The organism is Roseinatronobacter sp. S2 (genome assembly GCF_029581395.1).
In the GTDB taxonomy this organism is placed as follows: Bacteria; Pseudomonadota; Alphaproteobacteria; order Rhodobacterales; family Rhodobacteraceae; genus Roseinatronobacter.
The window spans coordinates 3,402,690-3,422,209 of record NZ_CP121113.1; the positions used below are offsets into that span (position 1 = coordinate 3,402,690).

20 protein-coding genes and 1 pseudogene are annotated in these 19,520 nt (G+C 57.7%); 14 read left to right on the forward strand and 7 right to left on the reverse strand.

Features of this window, described 5'->3' with window-relative positions; genetic code table 11:
* The first annotated feature begins 69 nt into the window (after nt 1-69).
* The 9 genes from P8S53_RS16385 to P8S53_RS16425 all read left to right on the forward strand — a co-directional run bounded on the left by P8S53_RS16385 (nt 70) and on the right by P8S53_RS16425 (nt 11,585).
* Nucleotides 70-1,743: a glycerol-3-phosphate dehydrogenase/oxidase gene (locus tag P8S53_RS16385; RefSeq protein ID WP_277805047.1), complete on the forward strand. Its 1,674-nt coding sequence runs from the start codon at nt 70-72 to the stop codon at nt 1,741-1,743.
* Nucleotides 1,740-3,230 (forward strand): FGGY-family carbohydrate kinase, encoded by a 1,491-nt coding sequence (locus P8S53_RS16390; protein WP_277805048.1) that lies wholly within the window; start codon nt 1,740-1,742, stop codon nt 3,228-3,230. The genes P8S53_RS16385 and P8S53_RS16390 overlap by 4 nt, the downstream gene beginning before the upstream one ends.
* 40 nt (nt 3,231-3,270) lie before the next feature.
* Complete coding sequence (locus P8S53_RS16395; RefSeq protein WP_277805049.1) at nt 3,271-4,548, forward strand: sugar ABC transporter substrate-binding protein; 1,278 nt, start codon at nt 3,271-3,273, stop codon at nt 4,546-4,548.
* A gap of 71 nt (nt 4,549-4,619) precedes the next feature.
* A complete protein-coding gene (locus P8S53_RS16400) occupies nt 4,620-5,492 on the forward strand; it encodes a carbohydrate ABC transporter permease (protein WP_277805050.1) in 873 nt (290 codons plus the stop codon).
* Nucleotides 5,480-6,295, forward strand: coding sequence for a carbohydrate ABC transporter permease (locus tag P8S53_RS16405; RefSeq protein ID WP_277805051.1), 816 nt, complete (start codon nt 5,480-5,482; stop codon nt 6,293-6,295). The genes P8S53_RS16400 and P8S53_RS16405 overlap by 13 nt, the downstream gene beginning before the upstream one ends.
* A gap of 9 nt (nt 6,296-6,304) precedes the next feature.
* Nucleotides 6,305-7,417 carry an ABC transporter ATP-binding protein gene (locus tag P8S53_RS16410; protein WP_277805052.1) on the forward strand — a complete coding sequence of 371 codons (1,113 nt, stop codon included), beginning with the start codon at nt 6,305-6,307 and terminating at the stop codon, nt 7,415-7,417.
* Nucleotides 7,395-8,402: a hypothetical protein gene (locus P8S53_RS16415; protein WP_277805053.1), complete on the forward strand. Its 1,008-nt coding sequence runs from the start codon at nt 7,395-7,397 to the stop codon at nt 8,400-8,402. Before P8S53_RS16410 ends, P8S53_RS16415 begins: the two co-directional genes overlap by 23 nt.
* A gap of 37 nt (nt 8,403-8,439) precedes the next feature.
* The gene (locus P8S53_RS16420) at nt 8,440-9,435 is read left to right on the forward strand and encodes a sugar-binding transcriptional regulator (protein WP_277805054.1); all 996 of its coding nucleotides are present in this window, start codon (nt 8,440-8,442) and stop codon (nt 9,433-9,435) included.
* 629 nt (nt 9,436-10,064) lie between these two features.
* Entirely contained in the window at nt 10,065-11,585 is a 1,521-nt protein-coding gene (locus P8S53_RS16425) for an aldehyde dehydrogenase family protein (RefSeq protein WP_277805055.1), read from the forward strand.
* A 466-nt stretch (nt 11,586-12,051) separates the two neighbouring features.
* Here P8S53_RS16425 and P8S53_RS16430 read toward each other — a convergent pair whose 3' ends face one another.
* From P8S53_RS16430 to P8S53_RS16440, 3 genes are all read right to left on the reverse strand, one after another.
* Nucleotides 12,052-12,360: a hypothetical protein gene (locus tag P8S53_RS16430; protein WP_277805056.1), complete on the reverse strand. Its 309-nt coding sequence runs from the start codon at nt 12,358-12,360 to the stop codon at nt 12,052-12,054.
* A 103-nt stretch (nt 12,361-12,463) separates the two neighbouring features.
* The gene (locus tag P8S53_RS16435; protein WP_277805057.1) at nt 12,464-12,700 is read right to left on the reverse strand and encodes a hypothetical protein; all 237 of its coding nucleotides are present in this window, start codon (nt 12,698-12,700) and stop codon (nt 12,464-12,466) included.
* 195 nt (nt 12,701-12,895) lie between these two features.
* A complete protein-coding gene (locus tag P8S53_RS16440; RefSeq protein ID WP_277805058.1) occupies nt 12,896-13,498 on the reverse strand; it encodes a TetR/AcrR family transcriptional regulator in 603 nt (200 codons plus the stop codon).
* A 122-nt stretch (nt 13,499-13,620) separates the two neighbouring features.
* Between P8S53_RS16440 and P8S53_RS16445 the strand changes: the two genes are divergently transcribed.
* Nucleotides 13,621-14,025, forward strand: coding sequence for a RidA family protein (locus P8S53_RS16445; RefSeq protein WP_277805059.1), 405 nt, complete (start codon nt 13,621-13,623; stop codon nt 14,023-14,025).
* A 21-nt stretch (nt 14,026-14,046) separates the two neighbouring features.
* Here the strand turns inward: P8S53_RS16445 and P8S53_RS16450 are convergent, their stop codons facing one another.
* Nucleotides 14,047-14,913, reverse strand: a complete 867-nt coding sequence (locus P8S53_RS16450; protein WP_277805060.1) for an alpha/beta fold hydrolase — start codon at nt 14,911-14,913, stop codon at nt 14,047-14,049.
* Between the two features lie 106 nt (nt 14,914-15,019).
* Here P8S53_RS16450 and P8S53_RS16455 point away from each other — a divergent pair, with 106 nt between their 5' ends.
* Complete coding sequence (locus P8S53_RS16455; RefSeq protein WP_277805061.1) at nt 15,020-15,901, forward strand: LysR family transcriptional regulator; 882 nt, start codon at nt 15,020-15,022, stop codon at nt 15,899-15,901.
* Nucleotides 15,902-15,979: 78 nt separating this feature from the next.
* Here P8S53_RS16455 and P8S53_RS16460 read toward each other — a convergent pair whose 3' ends face one another.
* Together P8S53_RS16460 and P8S53_RS16465 are read right to left on the reverse strand one after the other, a co-directional pair.
* Entirely contained in the window at nt 15,980-16,555 is a 576-nt protein-coding gene (locus P8S53_RS16460; protein WP_277805062.1) for an SDR family NAD(P)-dependent oxidoreductase, read from the reverse strand.
* 88 nt (nt 16,556-16,643) lie between these two features.
* Nucleotides 16,644-17,030: a DUF1761 domain-containing protein gene (locus P8S53_RS16465; RefSeq protein ID WP_277806725.1), complete on the reverse strand. Its 387-nt coding sequence runs from the start codon at nt 17,028-17,030 to the stop codon at nt 16,644-16,646.
* Nucleotides 17,031-17,126: 96 nt separating this feature from the next.
* On the opposite strand from P8S53_RS16465, the gene P8S53_RS16470 reads away from it, so the two are divergent.
* Nucleotides 17,127-17,825 carry a YafY family protein gene (locus tag P8S53_RS16470; RefSeq protein WP_277805063.1) on the forward strand — a complete coding sequence of 233 codons (699 nt, stop codon included), beginning with the start codon at nt 17,127-17,129 and terminating at the stop codon, nt 17,823-17,825.
* 209 nt (nt 17,826-18,034) lie between these two features.
* Nucleotides 18,035-18,637 (forward strand): GNAT family N-acetyltransferase, encoded by a 603-nt coding sequence (locus P8S53_RS16475; protein WP_277805064.1) that lies wholly within the window; start codon nt 18,035-18,037, stop codon nt 18,635-18,637.
* 64 nt (nt 18,638-18,701) lie between these two features.
* Here P8S53_RS16475 and P8S53_RS16480 read toward each other — a convergent pair.
* A pseudogene (locus P8S53_RS16480) lies at nt 18,702-19,109 on the reverse strand (single-stranded DNA-binding protein).
* Between the two features lie 146 nt (nt 19,110-19,255).
* On the opposite strand from P8S53_RS16480, the gene P8S53_RS16485 reads away from it, so the two are divergent.
* Nucleotides 19,256-19,459 (forward strand): H-NS family nucleoid-associated regulatory protein, encoded by a 204-nt coding sequence (locus P8S53_RS16485; RefSeq protein ID WP_373418502.1) that lies wholly within the window; start codon nt 19,256-19,258, stop codon nt 19,457-19,459.
* The last annotated feature ends 61 nt before the right edge of the window (nt 19,460-19,520 follow it).

Below are 19,520 nucleotides of genomic sequence, written 5' to 3' on the forward strand. Positions count from 1 at the left end.
CACTTTACAAAAGTAGTCTCTTGCTGTTCTCTCTCCTGTATGAAAACACAAGCCTCATCTCTCATTGCAATGGACACCTCCCAGCGTGATCTTGCGAAAACCCGACTTGGAGCACTGTCCAAGATTGATGTCCTTATTCTGGGTGGCGGTGTAAATGGCGTCGCGGCACTACGCGACCTTGCGTTGAATGGCCTTTCCTGCGTGCTGTTGGACACCGGCGATTTCTGTGCCGGGGCCAGCAGTGCGTCCAGTCGTATGGCACATGGGGGATTGCGTTACCTGGAAGGGCGCGAATTTGCGCTGGTTGCTGAGTCAGCGAGGGAACGCAATCGGCTGATTGTCTTCGCCGGGCATCAGGTGAAGCCATTGGAAATTGTTGTTCCCTTACACAATCTGGTTGCGGGCTTCTCGGGTTCTGTCGGTCGTTTCTTAGGTCTGTCAAAAAAAAGCGGGCCGCTGTCACTTGCCGCGCTTGAAGGCGCGTTGCGCTTGTATGAAGCCTATGGCCGGAAAGAACACCCGCTTCCTGCCCACAAGACGATCTTGCGCAAGACCCGGTTCCCATCGGGCCTGCACCCCGGCACCCGTGCGCTCGTGACCTATTATGACGGGCAAATCAATCAGCCTGAAGGGCTGATATTCGAAATGATCGCAGAATCCATGTCGCAGAGCGATCAGATCGCCGCGCTGAACCACGTTTGCTGGAAACGGCATGGTGATGATTTTGTTGTTCAAGACCTTTTCGGAGAAGACATTTTCCGAATTCGCCCGAAACTTGTCGTGAATGCGACCGGTGCCTGGATCGACCGCGTGAATGCACAACTTGGGGGCAATACGCACTATCTGCGCGGGGTAAAGGGGGCACATATCGTACTCGACAACCCCGAACTGAGTAAACGCATGAGCGGCAAGGCGTTCTATTTCGATGACGGGTCAGGGCGCATGATAATCACATTGCCCGTTGGGGAAAATGTGCTTGTCGGCACAACCGAGGTTGACACATGCGAGCCAGAGGATCGAACCATCTCCCAAGACGAGGTCGGCTATCTGCTCGGCGCAATAGACGGGCTGTTTTCTGACATTACGGTGACCGGGGATCAGATTGTCTCGATGACCACAGGCATTCGTCCATTGCGGCGCAGTTCAGGTTCGGCCACCAGCGCGGCCCGCGACCACGCCTTGGAAGAAGATCGCTTTGAAGATCTGAATGCGCCCGTGCTGTCAATGGTCGGTGGCAAATGGACAACGTTTCGTGCCTTTGCCGAAGGTGCCGGCGACAGGGTTCTGGCACGACTTGGTCGCACGCGCAGCAACTCGACGGCGGCTCGCCATTATCCCGGCGCTGCCCCCTGCACGGCGCGCGACATCATTGACCAGACAGGTTGCACACAGGACATGGCTAACCGGCTTGTTCAACGCTATGGCGCGCTGGCGCGCGAAGTTGCCCCGCTATGCATGGGGTCTGGTGCCACTGCGTTAGCTGGGGCAGCGAACTACTGCCGTGGCGAAATGATCTGGGCGATCCGCGCCCGAGCTGCGATGCGGATCGAGGATCTGGCATTGCGTCGTTCCCGCCTGACATTCGGACATGGGCTACAACGTGAAACGCTTGATGATCTGGCAACGTTGATCCATCAGCAAACCGGGCGTTCGCGGAACGATCTGGCGAGAGAAATCGAGGCAGCGCTGCGAGATCCGAGACTGATGGGAAGACGCACTCAGCCCGAGGAGGTCGATGCATGAGTGACGATCTTATAATTGCCATCGACGCTGGAGGTACCGTCGTCAAGGTCGTTGCCTTTGACCTGACTGGCGGAGCTTTCGCCATAGAAACCGCCGCCGTGAAAACCATCCATCATGATGATGGCAGGGTCGAGCGCGAAGTTGAAGCGTTCTGGTCCGGTACCGTGCTGGCCTTGCGCCGGATTATGGCTGTCTGCGCAAAGCACAGGATTTTAGGCGTTGGCTGCACGGGCTTCGGCAATGGAATCTTTCTTGTCGACGATGACGGTCACGGGACGCGGCCGGGAATCGTTTCGGTCGATCACAGGGCGCAACCGCTGGTGGATGCGCTTGCCGCCACGAACGAAGCTACAGAAATCGCAGAGATTACAGGCAACCGTATATGGGGCGGGCAAACTGTCATGCAATTGGCATACCTTGCCCGCACGGAACCCGAGGTGATGAATCGTACCCGCTGGGCCTTGGCCTGCAAAGACCTGATCCGCATGCGTCTGACAGGCAGTGCCTCTACTGACCCCACAGATGCCAGCGGCGGGGGATTGATGAACCTGAAATCAGGCACCTATGCCTTGTCTGTTTTCGAACGGTTGGGGTTGACCCCGCATCTCCACCGTCTGCCGCCTATCGTGGACAGTGACATGATCGCCGGCCATATTTCGCGCCGCGCATCCGAAGAAACCTGTCTACCCGAAGGGACACCTGTCGCGGGATCGATGATGGATGTCGCAGCCTGCGCGCTTGGCGCAGGGGCTTTCAATGCGCCGTTTCTGACGATGATTGCAGGCACCTGGTCGATCAACTGTCTGGAAACGGGACCATCCCAAAGCCAAGGCGCAGATGTACCAATCCTCAATATGCTTTATCGCGGCGGTGCGGGCAGGCTGATCGCCGAAGGCAGCCCCAGTTCGGCAGCCAATCTGGGTTGGTTTCTGGATCATGTCATGGGTGGGAAACTGTCGCTTGGCACAGCCAACGAAATGGTTGCGGCCAGCCCTGTCATAACGCGTCGCTGTCAGTTTTTGCCCTATATCTTCGGCCCCGAACCACGCCGTGGCGGATTTGTGGACATGTCCGCCGGTGACAATCTTGGCACCATGTTGCGGGCCATCTACGAAGGGGTCGTATTTCAGGCAAAACGCCACGCCGACGAAGCAGTGGCCCTTGCCGGGTGCCACTTTCCGCCGACAATCCGCCTTGCCGGTGGCGCATCGAAGTCATCAGTCTGGGCGCAGATCTTTGCCAATATCTGCCAGCGCCCTGTCGAGGCAGTCCGCACCACCGAGGTCGGCGCGCTGGGTGCCGCCATCTGTGCGGCAGTCGCATCCGGGGCCTATGCCAATCTTGCCGAGGCATCGCGCCAGATGACTGGTGCCGGACAACGCTACGAACCCGACCCGAAGCTAGCCGATTTCTATGAAGAGAGGTTCAGGAAGTTCTGCCTGCTTGATGAAGGTATGGCAGAGCAATTGAAGCAGACCGCTTGCTAAGGCGGAGAGGATACCATCGAAAACCAAGGGAGGAAGATCAATGCAACGTAAGATTTTGCTACTGAGTACGGCGTTCTGCACACTGGCCTTGCAGGCACACGCGCAGGACGAAATGTCCTGCAAGGGGCAAGTGCCATCGATCAACGTGATTGGGCAAGGTATGCCTGCGGTCACGGAACTCGACAAACGCTTGTCAGAGTTCAACGAGAAATGGGATACTCAGGTCAGGATTACACTGCTTGGCGAGAACGAGCGCCGTGCCAGGGCGCGGCTGGACGCGTCGACCGGGGCCGGGTCTTATCAGGTAATCTATATAGACGAGGCAAACCTGGCCGAATATGTCTCGGCCGGATGGGTGTATCCCATAGCCGACGTTGTGCCCGAAAGCTATGACATCTCTGATTTCCGCACAGACCTCAGCAATGTCGCCACAATCGATGGCGTGCAGTATTTCGCGCCCTTTGTCGGTGGCGGCGATGTGATGATGTATCGCAAAGACCTGCTGGAAGACGCCGGGCTGGACGTGCCACGCACGCTGGACGACTTGGTTGTCGCAATCAAGGCACTGAGCGAAGCAGATAACGGTGCGTATGGTTGGGCAGCGCGCGGGCAACGCGGCTCGGGAATGAATGTGTGGCGCTGGACCCCCTTTTTCCGGGCGTTCGGCGGCGAATGGCTTGAAGACGGGATGCCTGCCTTCAATAGTCGGGCCGGGGTCGAAGCGACAGAACTATACAAAGACCTGATGGCCTATGCCCCGCCGGGTGTAGCAACCTTCAACTGGTCAGATTCGATCGAGGCGTTCCGCAGCGGACAGGTGGCGTTTCTGATCGAATCCGATGTGTTCGGTCCCTGGATGGAAGATGTCTCGAAGTCCGCTGTCGTCGGCAAGGTAGGCTACGCGCCGCCACCTGATCCACTTCCTTCGGCGGGCTGGGCGCATGGTTGGGCGGTATCGACAGTCGGCGCCCCCGAGGGTTGCATGAAGATTGTGGCAGGTGACTTCATCGGTTGGGCCACATCCAGAGAAATGGAACAGAAGCGACTTGAGGCAGGAATCGCATCGGATGTCGGGCGGACATCGACACTGCAAGGTGATGCATTCAATGCATTGGTGCCGCAGGAGTATATCGATGCGCTACTTGCGACCGGCCCCAAAACGGATCTGTTGATCATGGCCAGCCCAGTCTGGCCTGAAATCGGCGACACGCTGGGTCTTGCACTAGAGGAAATCTTCGCCGGCACCCGCACCGATGTTCAGGGCGTGCTTGATGAAGCTGCCTTTTTTGCCGAGGACAGCCTTGCAGGGCTGAAGTAACGCAACTTTCCCGTCCGTGTGTGCAGGGGTTTCCCTGCACACCGGGCACAACGTCCCATGAAGGATAGAGCATGACCCGGAAACGGTTCGTCACCCTGACGCTCGCACCGGCGATCGGCCTTCTGGCCACGCTGGCGCTCGTCTCGATTGCGGGAGCAGTATGGTTCGCAGTCATGAACCGCACATTGCGTTCGACTGACTACGAATTTGTTGGTTTCCACAACTTTATGCGCCTTATGCGCGACCGTCGATTCTTCAATGCACTGGAAAATTCTATAATCTGGGAAGTAATCACCGTCGTTGGGACGTTGACCCTTGCGGTGCTGCTCGCGGTCCTGATCTTCGAGACGGTCAAGAAGCCGCTATGGCGCAACCTGATCTGTTTTGCTTTCCTTGTGCCTGTCTTGTTGCCGCGTGTCGCTGCCGCCTTCATCTGGCGCTTTCTCTATTCACCGTCTCTTGGTGTTATCAATTACCTTTGCGAGTTGGTCGGCATAGGTCCGGTAGAGTTTCTTGCCAATCCATCCTTAGCGCTGATTTCAGTCGCGGTGGTAGACATCTGGCAATGGGGTCTGTTCTTCACCGTGATCTTGCTGAAACTGCTGGAAACATTGCCACGCGAACCAATCGAGGCGGCGATGCTGGATAACGCCCGTACCTGGGAAATCCACGCTTATGTTACGATCCCGATGCTCAAGGGACCGCTGATTGCACTGACGCTTGTAAAAGCTGTGGAAAGCCTGCGGTCGTTTGACCTTATCTTCGTCATGACAGGTGGCGGGCCAGGAACAGCAACCGAAACACTGGATCTTTATGCGTATCAGATGGGCATCAACATGGGCGGACGTATTTCTTATGCCTCTGCCATGTCGGTTCTTCTGCTGATTGTGACCATGGTGGCTTTCACCATCATCTGGAAAGCGGGGAAGAAATGGGCAAACTGACTTCCGCCATTGCTGTGCGGGTGCTGCTGGCGGTTCTGATCATCGTGGCGCTGGGGCCAATTCTTTGGACGGTCCTGAGCGCATTCAAGGAACTGCGCGATATTGTCACTCCGGTGCCGAAGATCTTTTTCACGCCAACGCTGGATAACTTTGCAACCATTCTGCGGAATCCCACGATCCGCGACGGGTTGGTAAATTCCATGATCGTCGTATCTGCGGCGGTGCTGGTCGGCGCGATGCTCGGGATTCCGGCAGCACATACGCTGGCGCGCTATGCCCGCAGATGGGGTGATGATGTGCAATTTTTCGTGCTGTCGCTGCGCTTCATGCCGCCCGTCGCAATCGCGCTTCCGTTCATCGTGATCTATCTGGATCTGGGCATCTATGACACGCTTTTTGGTCTTGTGCTTGTCTATCTCATCACAACGATCTCGACCGTGATCTGGCTTGCTGTTCCCGCTTTCGAGCGCGTGCCCCGCCAGATCGAGGAGGCCGCCGCCATGGAAGGTTGCGGACCCGCCGAAATCTTCTGGCGCTTTTCGCTGCCGATTGCGGCACCCTCACTTTTTGGTGCCCTGGTTTTCACCTTTGTTCTGGTCTGGAACGAACTTCTGCTCGCACTAACACTTGCGGCCCAGAAAGCAACCTTGCCGGTGGTCGCGGCGTCCATCACCTCGCTTGGCAAAGAGGTGCCCTGGGGCGTGATCAACGCGGCCACCGTGCTGCTGGTGCTGCCACCGCTTGTCTTCATCGGCCTGCTCATGGGCCTTTTGAACTCCATGGTCCGAAGCGGCCCGAAATAGGACACTTCAATGGCAAATATAATCTGCAAAGACATCGTTAAATCCTACGGTGCCCATCCAGTGATCGAGGGGTTGAACCTCGACATTCCCGACCAGGAATTCGTCGTCTTTCTTGGCCCCTCGGGCTGTGGGAAATCCACCATGCTGCGCATGATCGCTGGCCTCGAAGACGTTAGCGCCGGGCGTATCGCTATCGGTGGTACCGACGTCACCGACTTGCCACCGGGCGAACGCGGCGTGGCGATGGTGTTTCAGAACTATGCGCTTTATCCGCATATGAACGTAGCCGATAATATAACCTTCGGCCTGCGCCGCCAGGGCGCCAGCCGTGCCGAAATCGAGCCACGCTTGAAACAGGTCTCAGACCTGCTGGGCTTGACCCCATTTCTCCAACGCCGCCCCAAGAACCTTTCGGGAGGACAGCAGCAGCGTGTTGCCATGGCACGCGCCATGATCAAGACACCCAAAGTGTTCTTGTTCGACGAACCGCTGTCGAATCTCGATGCCAAACTGCGCGAGAAGCTGCGCACAGAGATCCGAAAAATCCACATGCAGCTAAAGACAACAACCATTTTCGTTACGCATGACCAGCTTGAAGCCATGACCATTGCCGACCGTATCGTCCTGATGCGCGACGGGCGGATCGAGCAGATGGGCACGCCCGACGAAATATTTGAGAGGCCCGCATCACGTTTTGTAGCGGATTTCATCGGCACACCGGCAATGAACTTTGTCAGCGCCAGGATTCTGGCAGGAGATGGGCTTGTAGCCAGTGGTGGCAGCATGACATTGCAGCTTTCGCCAGACAGTTTCCCTGATCTGATACCCGGCCAGAAGGTGGAGTTGGGCCTGCGCCCTGCACGCATGGACCTATGCGCACCAAATTGCCGTAACGCCATCAGTGGGACCGTGGTTCTGGTCGAAAACATGGGTGCTGAAGGGCAGGTCATTACAGATGTCGACGGGCAGGAAATGTCTTTTGTGACCAAGGAGTTTCGCAGCCTGGCACCGGGAAATCCCGTGTCTTTTACCATTGCTCCCGACCATATTCACGTCTTCGACCCCGAAACAGGGCTGAGCTTGTACAAGGACCGACAGGATGACCAGAACACGTTACGCTGACAAACTCGCCCGTCTACGCGCAGGTGATTATCAGAAGGGTGATTATATGATCGCCGACGCCAAGGATTCAGACGTTACCGGTGGCGTGCTGGCAACAGGTGCACGGCGAACTGAAGATGGCCGCCCGGCCGGGCCACGCACCCGCCCGGAATTTCTAGAGCAGATTCGCGCCGTGATCGATCAGGATATTGTGGACATCATGCTGACTTCCGCGGGTAACCTTGACGCACTGCGGCAAATTCATGCGTTCGACGGTCGCGCAATCCAGCCAGCCTTTCGTGGCAACGAGTCTACCTGTGTCTGGGGCAATATCCGTGGCGGGCGCTATTCCGATACGGCATCGCGGCCATTCAGAGGCGCCAACCTAGAACTTGCACCCGGTGATCTGTGTCTGTATTCGGTAACGTTTAACAACGACACGGAAGCTGACGCACGCACACTGGAAGCCTATGCCGCTTTTCGCCACGAAGCGCGCGTCGCCGGTGTGAAACACTTTCTGGAAGTTTTTAATCCAAACCTTGCCGACTCGATGCCTGGGAATGAAATAGGTGCTTTTGTCACCGACAGCATCATCCGTTTGCTAGCCAGCCTTACCGCAGCGGAGCGCCCGGAATTTCTGAAGGTCAATTACAACGGGCCAGAGGCAATGCAGCAACTTGCGCAGCACGATCCCTCTATGGTGGTGGGCGTTCTGGGAGGTGCCGGGGCAACCCACCGGGACACGTTTGAGTTGATTGCCCAGTCCGAAAGGCACGGGGCCCGGATTGCGCTTTTCGGACGAAAGATCAATCAAGCCGAAGATCAGTGTAATCTGATCAACTGGATGCGGCAGGTCGCCGATGGCAATGCCTCGTCTGAAGACGCTGTCCGCGGTTATCACGCAGACCTTGCCCGCGCGGGAAAACATCCCGATCGCGTGTTGGACGAGGATCTACGAATTACCACTGAAGTCCTTCGCTTTGACGCTATGCAGGACACTGTTTAATTGGTCCCAAATGTTGCACCGAAAGATGAGGCTATCGATGGTCCGTTCTAACCACCCCTCTGACAAGATCGTCGCGGAGGTTTCTTGGCTTTACTACATCAAAGGATTGAATCAGGCAGAAATCGCAACCCGCCTGAAACTGTCACGACCGACTGTCGTTACATATCTGCGGCTCGCGAAGGAACGTCAGATCATTGGAGTAAAAATTCAGGGCACACATTTCCGCGTCAACGAACTGGCTGATCGGCTTTGTGCTCGATTTGGGCTGAAAAGTGCTTTTGTTATTCCAGAAGAATCTAACGAAGCCGAAACAGCCCAACAAGTCTGCGAGGCAGCGGCCCAGTTCCTGCCAGATTTTGTGAAGCCTGGCGATACGCTTGGGGTCAGTTGGGGACAAACTGTGTCATTCGTATCGGAACGCGTCCCATGGTGGCCCGTCGACGGTCTGGTTGTGCGGCAGCTTATTGGCTCCCTAGCCAACCCCATATTGCCTACCTGTGAAAGCTGTACAACTGAGATCGCCAGACGTCTTTCCGCTCATTGCGTCAATCTGAATGCTCCTGCGGTCTGCACCACAGCCGATCTTACGGATCGCCTGCGCGCAGAGCCCATTATAGCGGAGCAACTCAATCTGCTAAACAACTGCAACAAAGCTATTTTTTCTTTGAGTCCCTGCACACCTGACACGCATGTAGTTCAGTTCAATCTTGCCACCGAGAAGGACATTTCGGATTATGCCGCCAAAGGCGCGGTTGGTATAATCATTGGCCGCTTCATTGACAGATATGGCGTCTCAATTACTGGAGAACTTGATCGGCGGATGATCGGAGCCGACCTTGACGCACTGCGTAAGATGGAAGGGCTACTAGTGGTCTCAGGTCTGTCCAAGCTCGATGCAACCCATGCAGCTTTGACGGGTGGATATGCCTCACATGTGGCCCTCGACGCACTTCTGGCGGACGCATTGCTGCACAAGAATGATGCAAAAAGTAAAGAGCACGGCGCAAACAAAGGCGGGGACACGGCTATGTAGCATCGCCCTATATGGAGAATGGAGAGTGCCACAATGTGGGGGCAGTCAGACTTTCGGGTATCCGGAGCACTCACTTCGAAGAAATTCGACGCTTTGTGCTGAGCGGGAGGCGTTGCCGAAACGATTGGTATAGCCGGCCTGCACCTGGGCAGACACCTTTGTTGCGATGCATTGTGCTAATCGGCCAATGGCACCGATTAAAACGCAAGATGCTCTATAGTTATGAGGCACATAGACTGGTGCGGCTGCGAAGGCTCTGGTCTTTTGATGAACTCGAATGGAGCCGTCGGCCGGGTGAGAAAGGTGTAAAGCTTGAGGAAACCTCACCCGATTCAGATGCGTGGAAGAACGCCCGCATGTTTTGAGATATCTGAATTCTTTATGCCTACTCCTTAAGTCCCATATCCTTTGGTCCAATTGCGGCCGCATGCGCTTTCGGTGTTGTGTGCCGTTACCCAGTTGACGCCCTTTCAGCGGACATGCCGGACCCGATCAAAGTTCTAGGCAACCCTGCCAGTTTGTTCAGGCAGTTACCCCGGACACGACAGAAAAGACACACTGCGCAGGGCCATGCCCGGCGTCAACGATAATACCGCCTCGATTAGGCGGCACCTTCAGGAGGATACTCTATGAACCAGATGACCCAAGCGGATTTCCGCACCCAATCGCCCTTCAGGGACCGCTATGACAATTTCATCGGCGGCACATTTGTGGCACCCGTTGCCGGGCGCTACATGGACAATGTCACCCCGATCACAGGCCAGAAGGTTTGTGAGGTCGCGCGTTCCGATGCTGCTGACATTGAACTTGCTCTGGATGCGGCTCATGCCGCCAAGGATGCATGGGGCAAGACCTCGGTCACAGAGCGGTCAAACACACTCCTGCGCATCGCGGACCGTCTGGAGCAGAATCTGGACCTGTTGGCTGCGGCTGAAACCTGGGACAATGGCAAGCCCATCCGCGAGACGACCAATGCGGACATTCCACTGGCCGTGGACCATTTCCGATACTTCGCAGGCGTGTTGCGTGGGCAGGAAGGCACGATGTCGGAAATCGACAATGACACGATCGCCTATCACTTCCATGAACCGCTGGGTGTGGTCGGCCAGATCATCCCCTGGAACTTCTCAATCCTGATGGCAGCATGGAAACTGGCACCTGCGCTGGCAGCAGGCAATTGCATTGTGCTCAAACCAGCCGAGCAGACCCCGGCAGCTATTCTGGTTCTGGCCGAGCTGATCGCGGATCTGCTGCCTTCCGGTGTTCTAAACATCGTCAACGGTCTGGGTGCGGAAACCGGCGATGCGTTGGCACGCTCCAACCGGATTGCCAAGATCGCCTTTACTGGCTCAACCGCTACAGGGCGCAAGATCATGGAAGCGGCCACTGTCAACCTGATCCCGGTCACACTGGAGCTGGGCGGCAAATCGCCAAATATTTTCTTCTCGGATATCATGGCACAGGATGACGCTTATCTCGATAAGGCCGTCGAAGGATTCGTGCTGTTCGCCTTTAACCAGGGTGAGGTCTGCACCTGCCCGAGCCGCGCACTCATTCAGGAAGACATCTACGAGGACTTCATCGCGCGCTGTATCGCGCGGGTGAAGGCGATCAAGCAGGGCGACCCGCGCGACATGACCACAATGCTGGGCGCACAGGCGAGCAAACAACAGCATGAAAAGATCATGTCCTATTTCACCATCGGCGTGGAAGAAGGCGCGGAAGTGCTGACAGGCGGCGCGTCGGCCACGATGGACGGCGACCTGCAGGGCGGCTTCTATATCGAGCCGACGATCCTGAAAGGTCACAACAAGATGCGCGTTTTTCAGGAAGAAATCTTCGGACCTGTCGTATCAGTGACAACCTTCAAGACCGAGGAGGAAGCGCTCGCGATTGCTAATGACACCATGTATGGCCTTGGTGCCGGTGTCTGGACCCGCGACGGCACGCGCGCATACCGTTTCGGGCGCGCAATTGAAGCTGGCCGCGTCTGGGTGAACAACTATCATGCCTATCCCGCGCATGCGGCCTTTGGCGGCTACAAGCAGTCGGGTATCGGGCGCGAAAACCACCGCATGATGCTGGATCACTACCAGCAGACCAAGAACATGCTGGTCAGCTACAATCCCAACAAGCTCGGCTTCTTCTGAAGCCTGAAAAGCAGCGCCGCCCCTGTGACAAGGGACGGCGCTGAAATGAAATCTGAATTCGCTCATTGAAGCCGTGTTACTCAGTTTTTTGGCTAAGGCTATGTGTTCAAACGAGGCTATTTCGCCAGCTTTGGCTCACTAAGGCAAGCCTTCTCCACATCCGGCTAACGCCGACAGTGGCCGGTATCGGTGACTGACAGGCCTCGACTTCGGGTGTGTGTCTATGGTCCGACATAGCATCGGATTAATTGAAAACCCTCAGTCCAAAAAGACGGTCCCCGCCGGACAATCGGTGCAGGAACTTTCGCCGGATTGAACACCAATAGGTCAACCTCGGAGCAGTAGCACCCAATCGACCGACGATCCCCCACTCATGCCATAAAGCCTGAAGCTAAGATAGCGGGTGGCCAGAATGTAGCAAGGGCCCAGAAGGGCGAACAGCCCGATACCTGCAAATATCCGAACCTTACCCATGATCGATCCCCCGATCCTGTCCTTGATTTGTACTGCGTTCGGCAAAATATATCTGCCGATACCGCGCCGCTATTTCGGCGTTTTTCATCGCATAGATGCCAAGCTCGCTGGACGGGTCCTCAAACGCCTGATCGCGCGCCTCCTCCGGCACCAGTTTGTTCAGCAATGTCTCGGCTTCATTCAGGCGCGCCTCAATAGTGGGCCTCTCAGCGGGTGCAGCATTGGCCAGCCTGTCTTCGGTCTGATCAACGGCAAGGTCGAGGCGCCGCAGTGCCTCTGTAAATCGTTCCTGTTGCAACATCGGCACGTCTCCATAATTTGCAGGTCTGACAGACCGACCCACCGCCCTTGCGCGGGGTATCTCCGCCATTGATCATTCCGGCTTCGCGGATAGCGCGACCCGCTCATATACGCGCCTTGGCGAGCTTGCGCATAACCTTGACCGTGCTGCCGCTGGCCGCGCGCGCCCTGTGCTGATGGCGCGTGGTGGAGCCAAAGCGCGGGCCGGATTTGGGGGTGCGTTCCTCCCCGCGCCCCGACGATTCATGGGTCCAGCCCTCCTCGAACAACACGCCTGAGGCAATGGCCAGCGCGTCTTGGTTACCGGATGCTGGGTGGTATTCAAATGGCCGGTTCGACAAGTGCCTCCAAACTGGCGGCCCGACGGCAAAGGGCCGGCCACGTCGAGGTGGGGGACGCCCAGCGCAAGGGGCGGTCTTCAGTCATTCGCCGCAGGCGCATTTTCACTTTGAGACAAGATCGAAGCGGACATGCAGATGCAAGCTAGTGCGGCCACACCTCAAAATTGTGGAACGCAACAACACCGACAACAACGCCTATGTCGCATCCGCTTTTGCAATGACCCCTGACGCAAGACATTCGAACGCGGCGATGGCCTTGCGCAGTGTGGCCTTGGGATCGTCGCTCGCCGCGACCCAAAGCGCTGCATTCAGGGCTACACCGTTCAGAAGCCGGGCCAAAGCCTCGATATCCACGGGTTTGATCGCGCCCTGCGCGGCAAGGTCGTTGAGGGTGGCGATGGTCGCCCGAAGGCATCTGTTCTGGCTGGGCCATTGTGACGGATCGCCAAGCACCGAAGGGCCGTCCAGCAGGACAATCCGCTGAACCTCTGGCCTGAGGGCCATTTCGATATAGGCGGCGCCTTCGGCAAGCAATCCGCCCCAGCCGCCGCCTGCACGTTTCCCGGCCTCTTGTGCCTGCGCGGCCATCGCGGAATCAATCTCATCGACCACTGCCGCGAACAATCCGCGCTTGTCACCGAAATTGTGATACAGCGCGCCGCGCGTCAGTCCGGCCTCGGCGGTGAAATCGTCCATATAGGCACCAGCGAAACCTTTCTCTGCAAAGGCTTTGCGCGCGGCTGCGAGCAGCTTGGCGCGGGTTTCCTGCATCATTGCAGCGCGTGTTTTGGCAGTCATTGGCACTCCCTTTACGATACGCGGCGTATCTTGTTTGACATACGCCGCGTATGCGTTTAATTGACATACATGGCGTATATAAATTAGCGCCTTTTCACCAGAGCACAACGGAAAGCCGACAAATGCCCCTGCACAATAAAACCATCTTCCCCGCAAACCGCCACGCCCTTTATGAACAGCACGGCTATTCGGCTGCTGTTCAGGCAGGCGATCTGGTGTTCATCTCTGGTCAGGTCGGCAGCCGCGATGATGGCACGCCAGAGCCGGATTTTCGCCGTCAGGTGCAACGTGCCTTTGACAATCTGCATGCCGTTCTAAAGGCTGCGGGATGCTCCTTCGATGATATTGTCGATGTCACGACATTCCACACCAACCCAGAAGAGCAGTTTTCGACCATCATGGACGTGAAGGCCGAAATCTTTCCCGCAGCACCCTATCCGAACTGGACGGCGGTGGGGGTCACTTGGCTGGCCGGGTTTGATTTCGAGATCAAGGTGATTGCCCGCATACCGACAGCGGCCAACTAAGCCACGGCTACGACCCGTCCGTTACATGGGTGCAGCCCACTGCCGCGCGACCTTAACATGGTCAAGGACGAGTGCGGCAATCCGCTCTGGCTGGTCTTCCGGCGAGAAATGCCCGCACTCTTCCAGCACCGTCAGCCGCGATCCGGGGATGGCGTTATGAAGCCTGTGCGCCCAGTCGACCACCTGCCAGTCGTCGTCAGCGCCCCAGATCAACTGCACTGGCAGTTGCCCAAGCTTGGGCAGCCGGTCGGCAACCTCCATGGTGTGTATTGGATCGTAATGCCGGACCTGATGCTGAAAAAGGCTGGGCTGGCCTATCCACCCCGAGATATAGTCAAGATAGGTCTCCAGCGGGCCGTCGGCGAAGTCCTGCTTGTGATAGACCGCACTCAGCAGCCAGTCGCGGAAATGGCGCCGGTGGGTGTCATCGGGCGCTTTCGCCAGCGCATCAAGGCCTTGCGCCATCTGCTTTCGGGTGCGCGGCGACGGATAGCTGTCATAACTGACAACATCAATCATCGTCAGGGACATCAGGCGCTCCGGGTGGAAAACACCGAACCGCTGTGCGATGCCGCCGCCGATGTCATGCGCCACCAGATGAAACCGCTTAAGGCCCCAGTGATCCAGCATCGCTTTAAGGATCTCAACCTGTGCGGACATTGATGTATCGACCTGCGGATCATGCGGACGCTCTGACAGGCCAAAGCCCAGAAGGTCGAAGACATGCGCGCGGTACCCTTGCTGTGCAACGCGGGGGGCAATGTTGCGCCAGATCAGCGACGACGACGGTGTGCCATGAAGAAAGACGACCGGCGCGCCGTTTCCTTGGGTGCCACAAGCGATGCGGTGGCCGTTCACGATGATCTGGTCTGTGATAAGCGGGTTCATGGGGCACTCTCCGTGTTGTGCTTTCAAGCCCAAAATGTGCCGCCTGTGTCATGATGTAAAATGCAGTGTTTGACAAAAATGATCTAAATATGTCATGTCAGCCCGCATGTCAAAGCTGGAAATCGGGGCACTCACGGCCCTTTGCGCGATCCATGACCACGGCGGCGTCTCCCGCGCCGCCGCTGTGCTTGTGCTGTCGCAATCGGCAATCTCTCACAAGATCAAGCGGCTGGAAGACACGCTTGGCTGTGCGCTGCTGGACCGCCGACCCGGCCACCCCCGCTTCACGCAAGAGGGCGCGAAGCTTCTGAGTTATGCGCGGCGCATCCTCGCCCTTCATGACGAGGCCCTTCATGCGCTGAGCACGGAACCCCTGAGCGGCCTGATAAGGCTGGGCGTGACCGAGGATATGACAAGCGGCGGCGTGTCCCGCGTGCTCGGGCGCTTCACCCGTCTTTACCCTGCCATCTCGGTTCAGATCAGCGTCGCGCAAAGCCGGGTGATCGCGCAACGTCTGAACCGTGGGGAGCTGGATGCAGGGGTCTTTCAGGTGTTCGCCAATGACCGCCAACCGGACGACGTGACGCTGATCGAGGACAGCCTGCACTGGGTCAAATCACCCGATCTTATACTTGATCTGGCGCGGCCTGTTCCGCTGCTGGCTTTTGATAACGACTGCTACTACCGCGATTGGGTTCTGCACCACGCGCAGCAACCCGCGGCGGGGTTCCGTATCGTCATGGAATGCGCGAGCATTGCCGGCATGAGATCGGCCATCCGCGCCGGATTGGGCGTCACCCTTCTGAATGGCAGACATATCGAGGCGGGATTCGAGGAGCTTACGGACCATTTCCCACCCCCGCCCGACCTTGCCTTCGTCATCCGCACAGGGCCGAAACCGCGCAACGCGACCGTAATGGCCCTGATCAAAATCGTGGCGGGCGAACGCGACTGGCACCCCGACGCGGATGTTGGAAAAGCCTGCTGATCGGGCCAAAGCGCGGGATGGGGCGGATAGGGCACAGGCAACGGCGCGCGTTTGCGACCGTCGCCATGACCTGACGCCTCACCAGGGTGTCATGCCGTCAGGTTCCACGAAGCGACCGCTGTCATCGCCACCAAGGGCGTATTGCACCGGCAGGCGTGCGCCCTCTGCGGGTGTCATGGTGCCGTAGCCTGTCAGGTCCGTCTTGACGAACCCCGGGCTGACGGAATTCACCTTGATGGCGGTTCCCTTCAACGCCTCATGCAACTGCACTGTCAGCATGTTTGTCGCGGCTTTCGACGCGTTGTAGCCGATAAACTGATTGGCATAATAGGGCGACGCCGGATCGCAGTTCAGGGTCAACGAACCGAGGGAGCTCGACAGGTTGACGATCCGGCCTTGGGGTGCCTTGTGCAGCAGCGGCAGCATTGCCTGCGTGACGGCCAGTGTCCCGATGAAGTTGACCTCCATCACCTGCCGGACAGCCGCAATCGCGGCCTTGGCGGGGGTGGCATCGGCAAAATCAAAAATGCCCGCATTATTGACAAGGATGTCAAGGCGGCTGTGCCGTGCCCCGATCTGCATTGCCGCATCGTTGATCGTGGTATGGTCAAGAAGATCAAGCGCAATGCTTTTGAACGTGGGCTGTCGGAGCAAGAGGGTTGCATCGCACCTTTGGCAATCAGTTCCTTGGCTATTTCCACATTTCGGGCCGACCAGTTGGACCGGGCGCGATCCGCTGCGCCTAAAAGAAGGACAGAACGACGGCAATGACCAGACCCGCCGCCAGATGATAGGAACCGCTGACTGCGCCATAAAGCATGGGATGCGGGATGTTGGGGTTGATCCCGGTGTTGATCGTGGTGGCCGCAAGAAAACCGATGCCGAGGAACAGGCCCAGCCCAATCGCGCCGGTCAGCGAGCCGATCCCAAGGCTGGACATCAGAACGGCTGTGGAGAAAGCGGTGATCAGGCTCCAGACGGCGGGGCCGATGATCATCAGCGGGGCGGGTCTTGCATTCGGGTCATGCGCAAGGCCAAGGGCCGCAGAATAAGTGCGGCCAAAGATTACGGAGAACCAAAGCCCCCCAGCACGAAAGAGGCGATGCTTGCCGCGATGATGCCGATCCAGCTGATGTCAGAAAAGTTGAGCATGGTCATTGTCCTTTTGATGTCTTGCTGAGAACTCTGTAAGACATCCCTACTGACAATTTCCGGCAGTTATAAAATGGCACGATCCGACCGCCTCTTTCGCTTGCTGCAAGCCATGCGCCAGATGCCGCCGCCAATCACGGCAGCGCGGCTGGCCGAGGAAACCGGCGTCTCTGTCCGCTCGCTCTACCGCGATATTGACAGCCTGCGGGCCGCTGGCGCGCGGATCGAAGGCGAACGTGGTTACGGCTACCAGCTTATCGAAGACGCGGCGCTGCCCCCCCAGATGATGAATCGCGATGAGATGGAAGCGCTGGCTTTGGGGTTGGCCGAAGTTCGCGCTATGGGGGATGCGACAATGGCGCGCGCGGCAGAGTCCGTCCTCGCCAAGATCGGCGCGACCCTGCCCGAAGGGCGGGCCCAACACTTGTTCCACGCGGTATCGCAGGCCTACAGGCCCGATGCCCGTATCAGGTCGTCGGTCGATATGGACATTATACGCGCCGCCTGTTTCGACGAGCGCGCACTTCGGGTCGATTATGCCGACAAGCAAGGCACCCGGACCACACGAACGGTTCTGCCGCTGGCCGTGATGTATACCGAACGTTGTCTGACCCTTCTGGCCTGGTGCTGCCTGCGCGAAGACTTTCGCATGTTCCGCGGCGACAGGATTGCCGCCGTCGAAGATGGAGGTCACAGCTTCCGGCCAAGGCGCGTTGCCCTGCTTCGCGACTACCTTGTCCGGTTGCGCGCGGCAGACGTTAACAAGGCATAACAATCGCGGCTCTGGCGCATGGGGAAAGGATCTTGGGGTAGCTGCACCTGAAAAGGGCTACAGCTTGCCGTAGTCTGCCTGAAAGTCGGGGAAGGGTTTTTCGCGGCATTGCAGGGGTCTGTTCCAGCTGCGGTCGCGTCCCTTTGGTATCAATCCGGTTGATTTTCCTGTCGGCTCTCTCTCATACTGCAGCGAAATTGCAGGAATTCATGATGATAAACCTTCACCCACCGACATTGATGGGGCGTTATGTCGAACTTGTTCCCCTGGAACGCCACCACCATGATGCGCTTGTCGATGCGGCCAGCGATGGCGAGCTTTGGCGGCTATGGTATACCAGCATTCCTGAGCCAGAGGCGATGGCCGCTGAAATCGAGCGTCGCCTGAGCCTTCAGTCGGCAGGGATGATGCTGCCATTCACGGTGATCGACCGCCCCACAGGCCAAGCCGTCGGTATGACAACCTATATGAACATCAATCAGCATGGACCACGGTTGGAAATTGGATCGACGTGGTATGCAAAGCGTGTTCAGCGAACCCCGCTGAATACCGAAGCGAAGCTTTTGCTGCTTGGACATGCGTTCGAAACCCTGAACTGCATCGCGGTGGAGTTTCGCACCCATTTCCTGAACCACCAAAGCCGACGTGCGATTGAACGGTTGGGTGCCAAGCTTGACGGTATCCTGCGCCAGCATATGCGCATGGCGGATGGCAGCCTTCGTGATACCTGTGTTTACAGTATTATTCCGTCGGAATGGCCAGCCGTGCGTGCGGGGCTCAAATGGAAGCTGGAACAGTTCAGCGCTGAATGACGGCTTCTGGCTTCACGCGGCCTTGCGGCGCTGCACCAAACCCGAGGGGGAGGGCCCGTTCTTTTCAGAACGGGATCTCGTCGTCTTTGTAGACCAGCTCGGGGGACACACTCTCGGCCGATTTCGGGCGGCTGAGGAAATCGACCTTCTCGGCGATGATCTCGCAGCCGTAGCGGTCGTTGCCTGCGTCGTCGGTCCATTTCGTGTAGTGGATACGCCCGTGGACAAGGACTTTCACGCCCTTTTCGCAATGCTCCGCGACCGTTTGGCCCAGGCCGTTGAAGCAGGTGATGCGGTGCCATTCGGTATCCAAGACCCGTTAGCCGTTCTTATCGCGAGAGGTCCGACCTTCCGAGAGGCGGGGGCGCGAGGTAGCGAGGCTGAAGTTGGTGATGTTGATGCCTGCGCTTTTGGTGGTGCGGGCTTCGGGTTTTTGGCCAAGTAGGCCTGCGAGGATGACGATGTTCTGCATGGGTAGCTTCCTTCTGTGTCCTGTCTTCGGGACCGTCCGTTGGACAAGACCCGGAAAAACCCCGTCGGGTGACGCGTGCACGGTGGACGGAACGGACGCCGCCCCCCCCCCCAGAGGACCGACAAAAGACAGAAGCCCGCGCCAAGGTGGAAGCCTTCGCCAGAGAGCTGGGCTATTCGCAGGCCGAACTCATGGGCGGGGATGCAAAACCCAAGCGCGCGCCCATCGCGCCGAAATACCGCCACCTTGAGAATCCGGCGCTCACCTGGTCCGGATGCGGGCGCAAACCGCAGTGGTTTGTGGAAGCGCTGGAGGCGGGCAAAACCGCAGAGGATTTGACCATCGGCTGATGACCGCGACAGACATCAGTCCAAGGACACGTTCTGGCCTTGATACATATTCAACCAAACC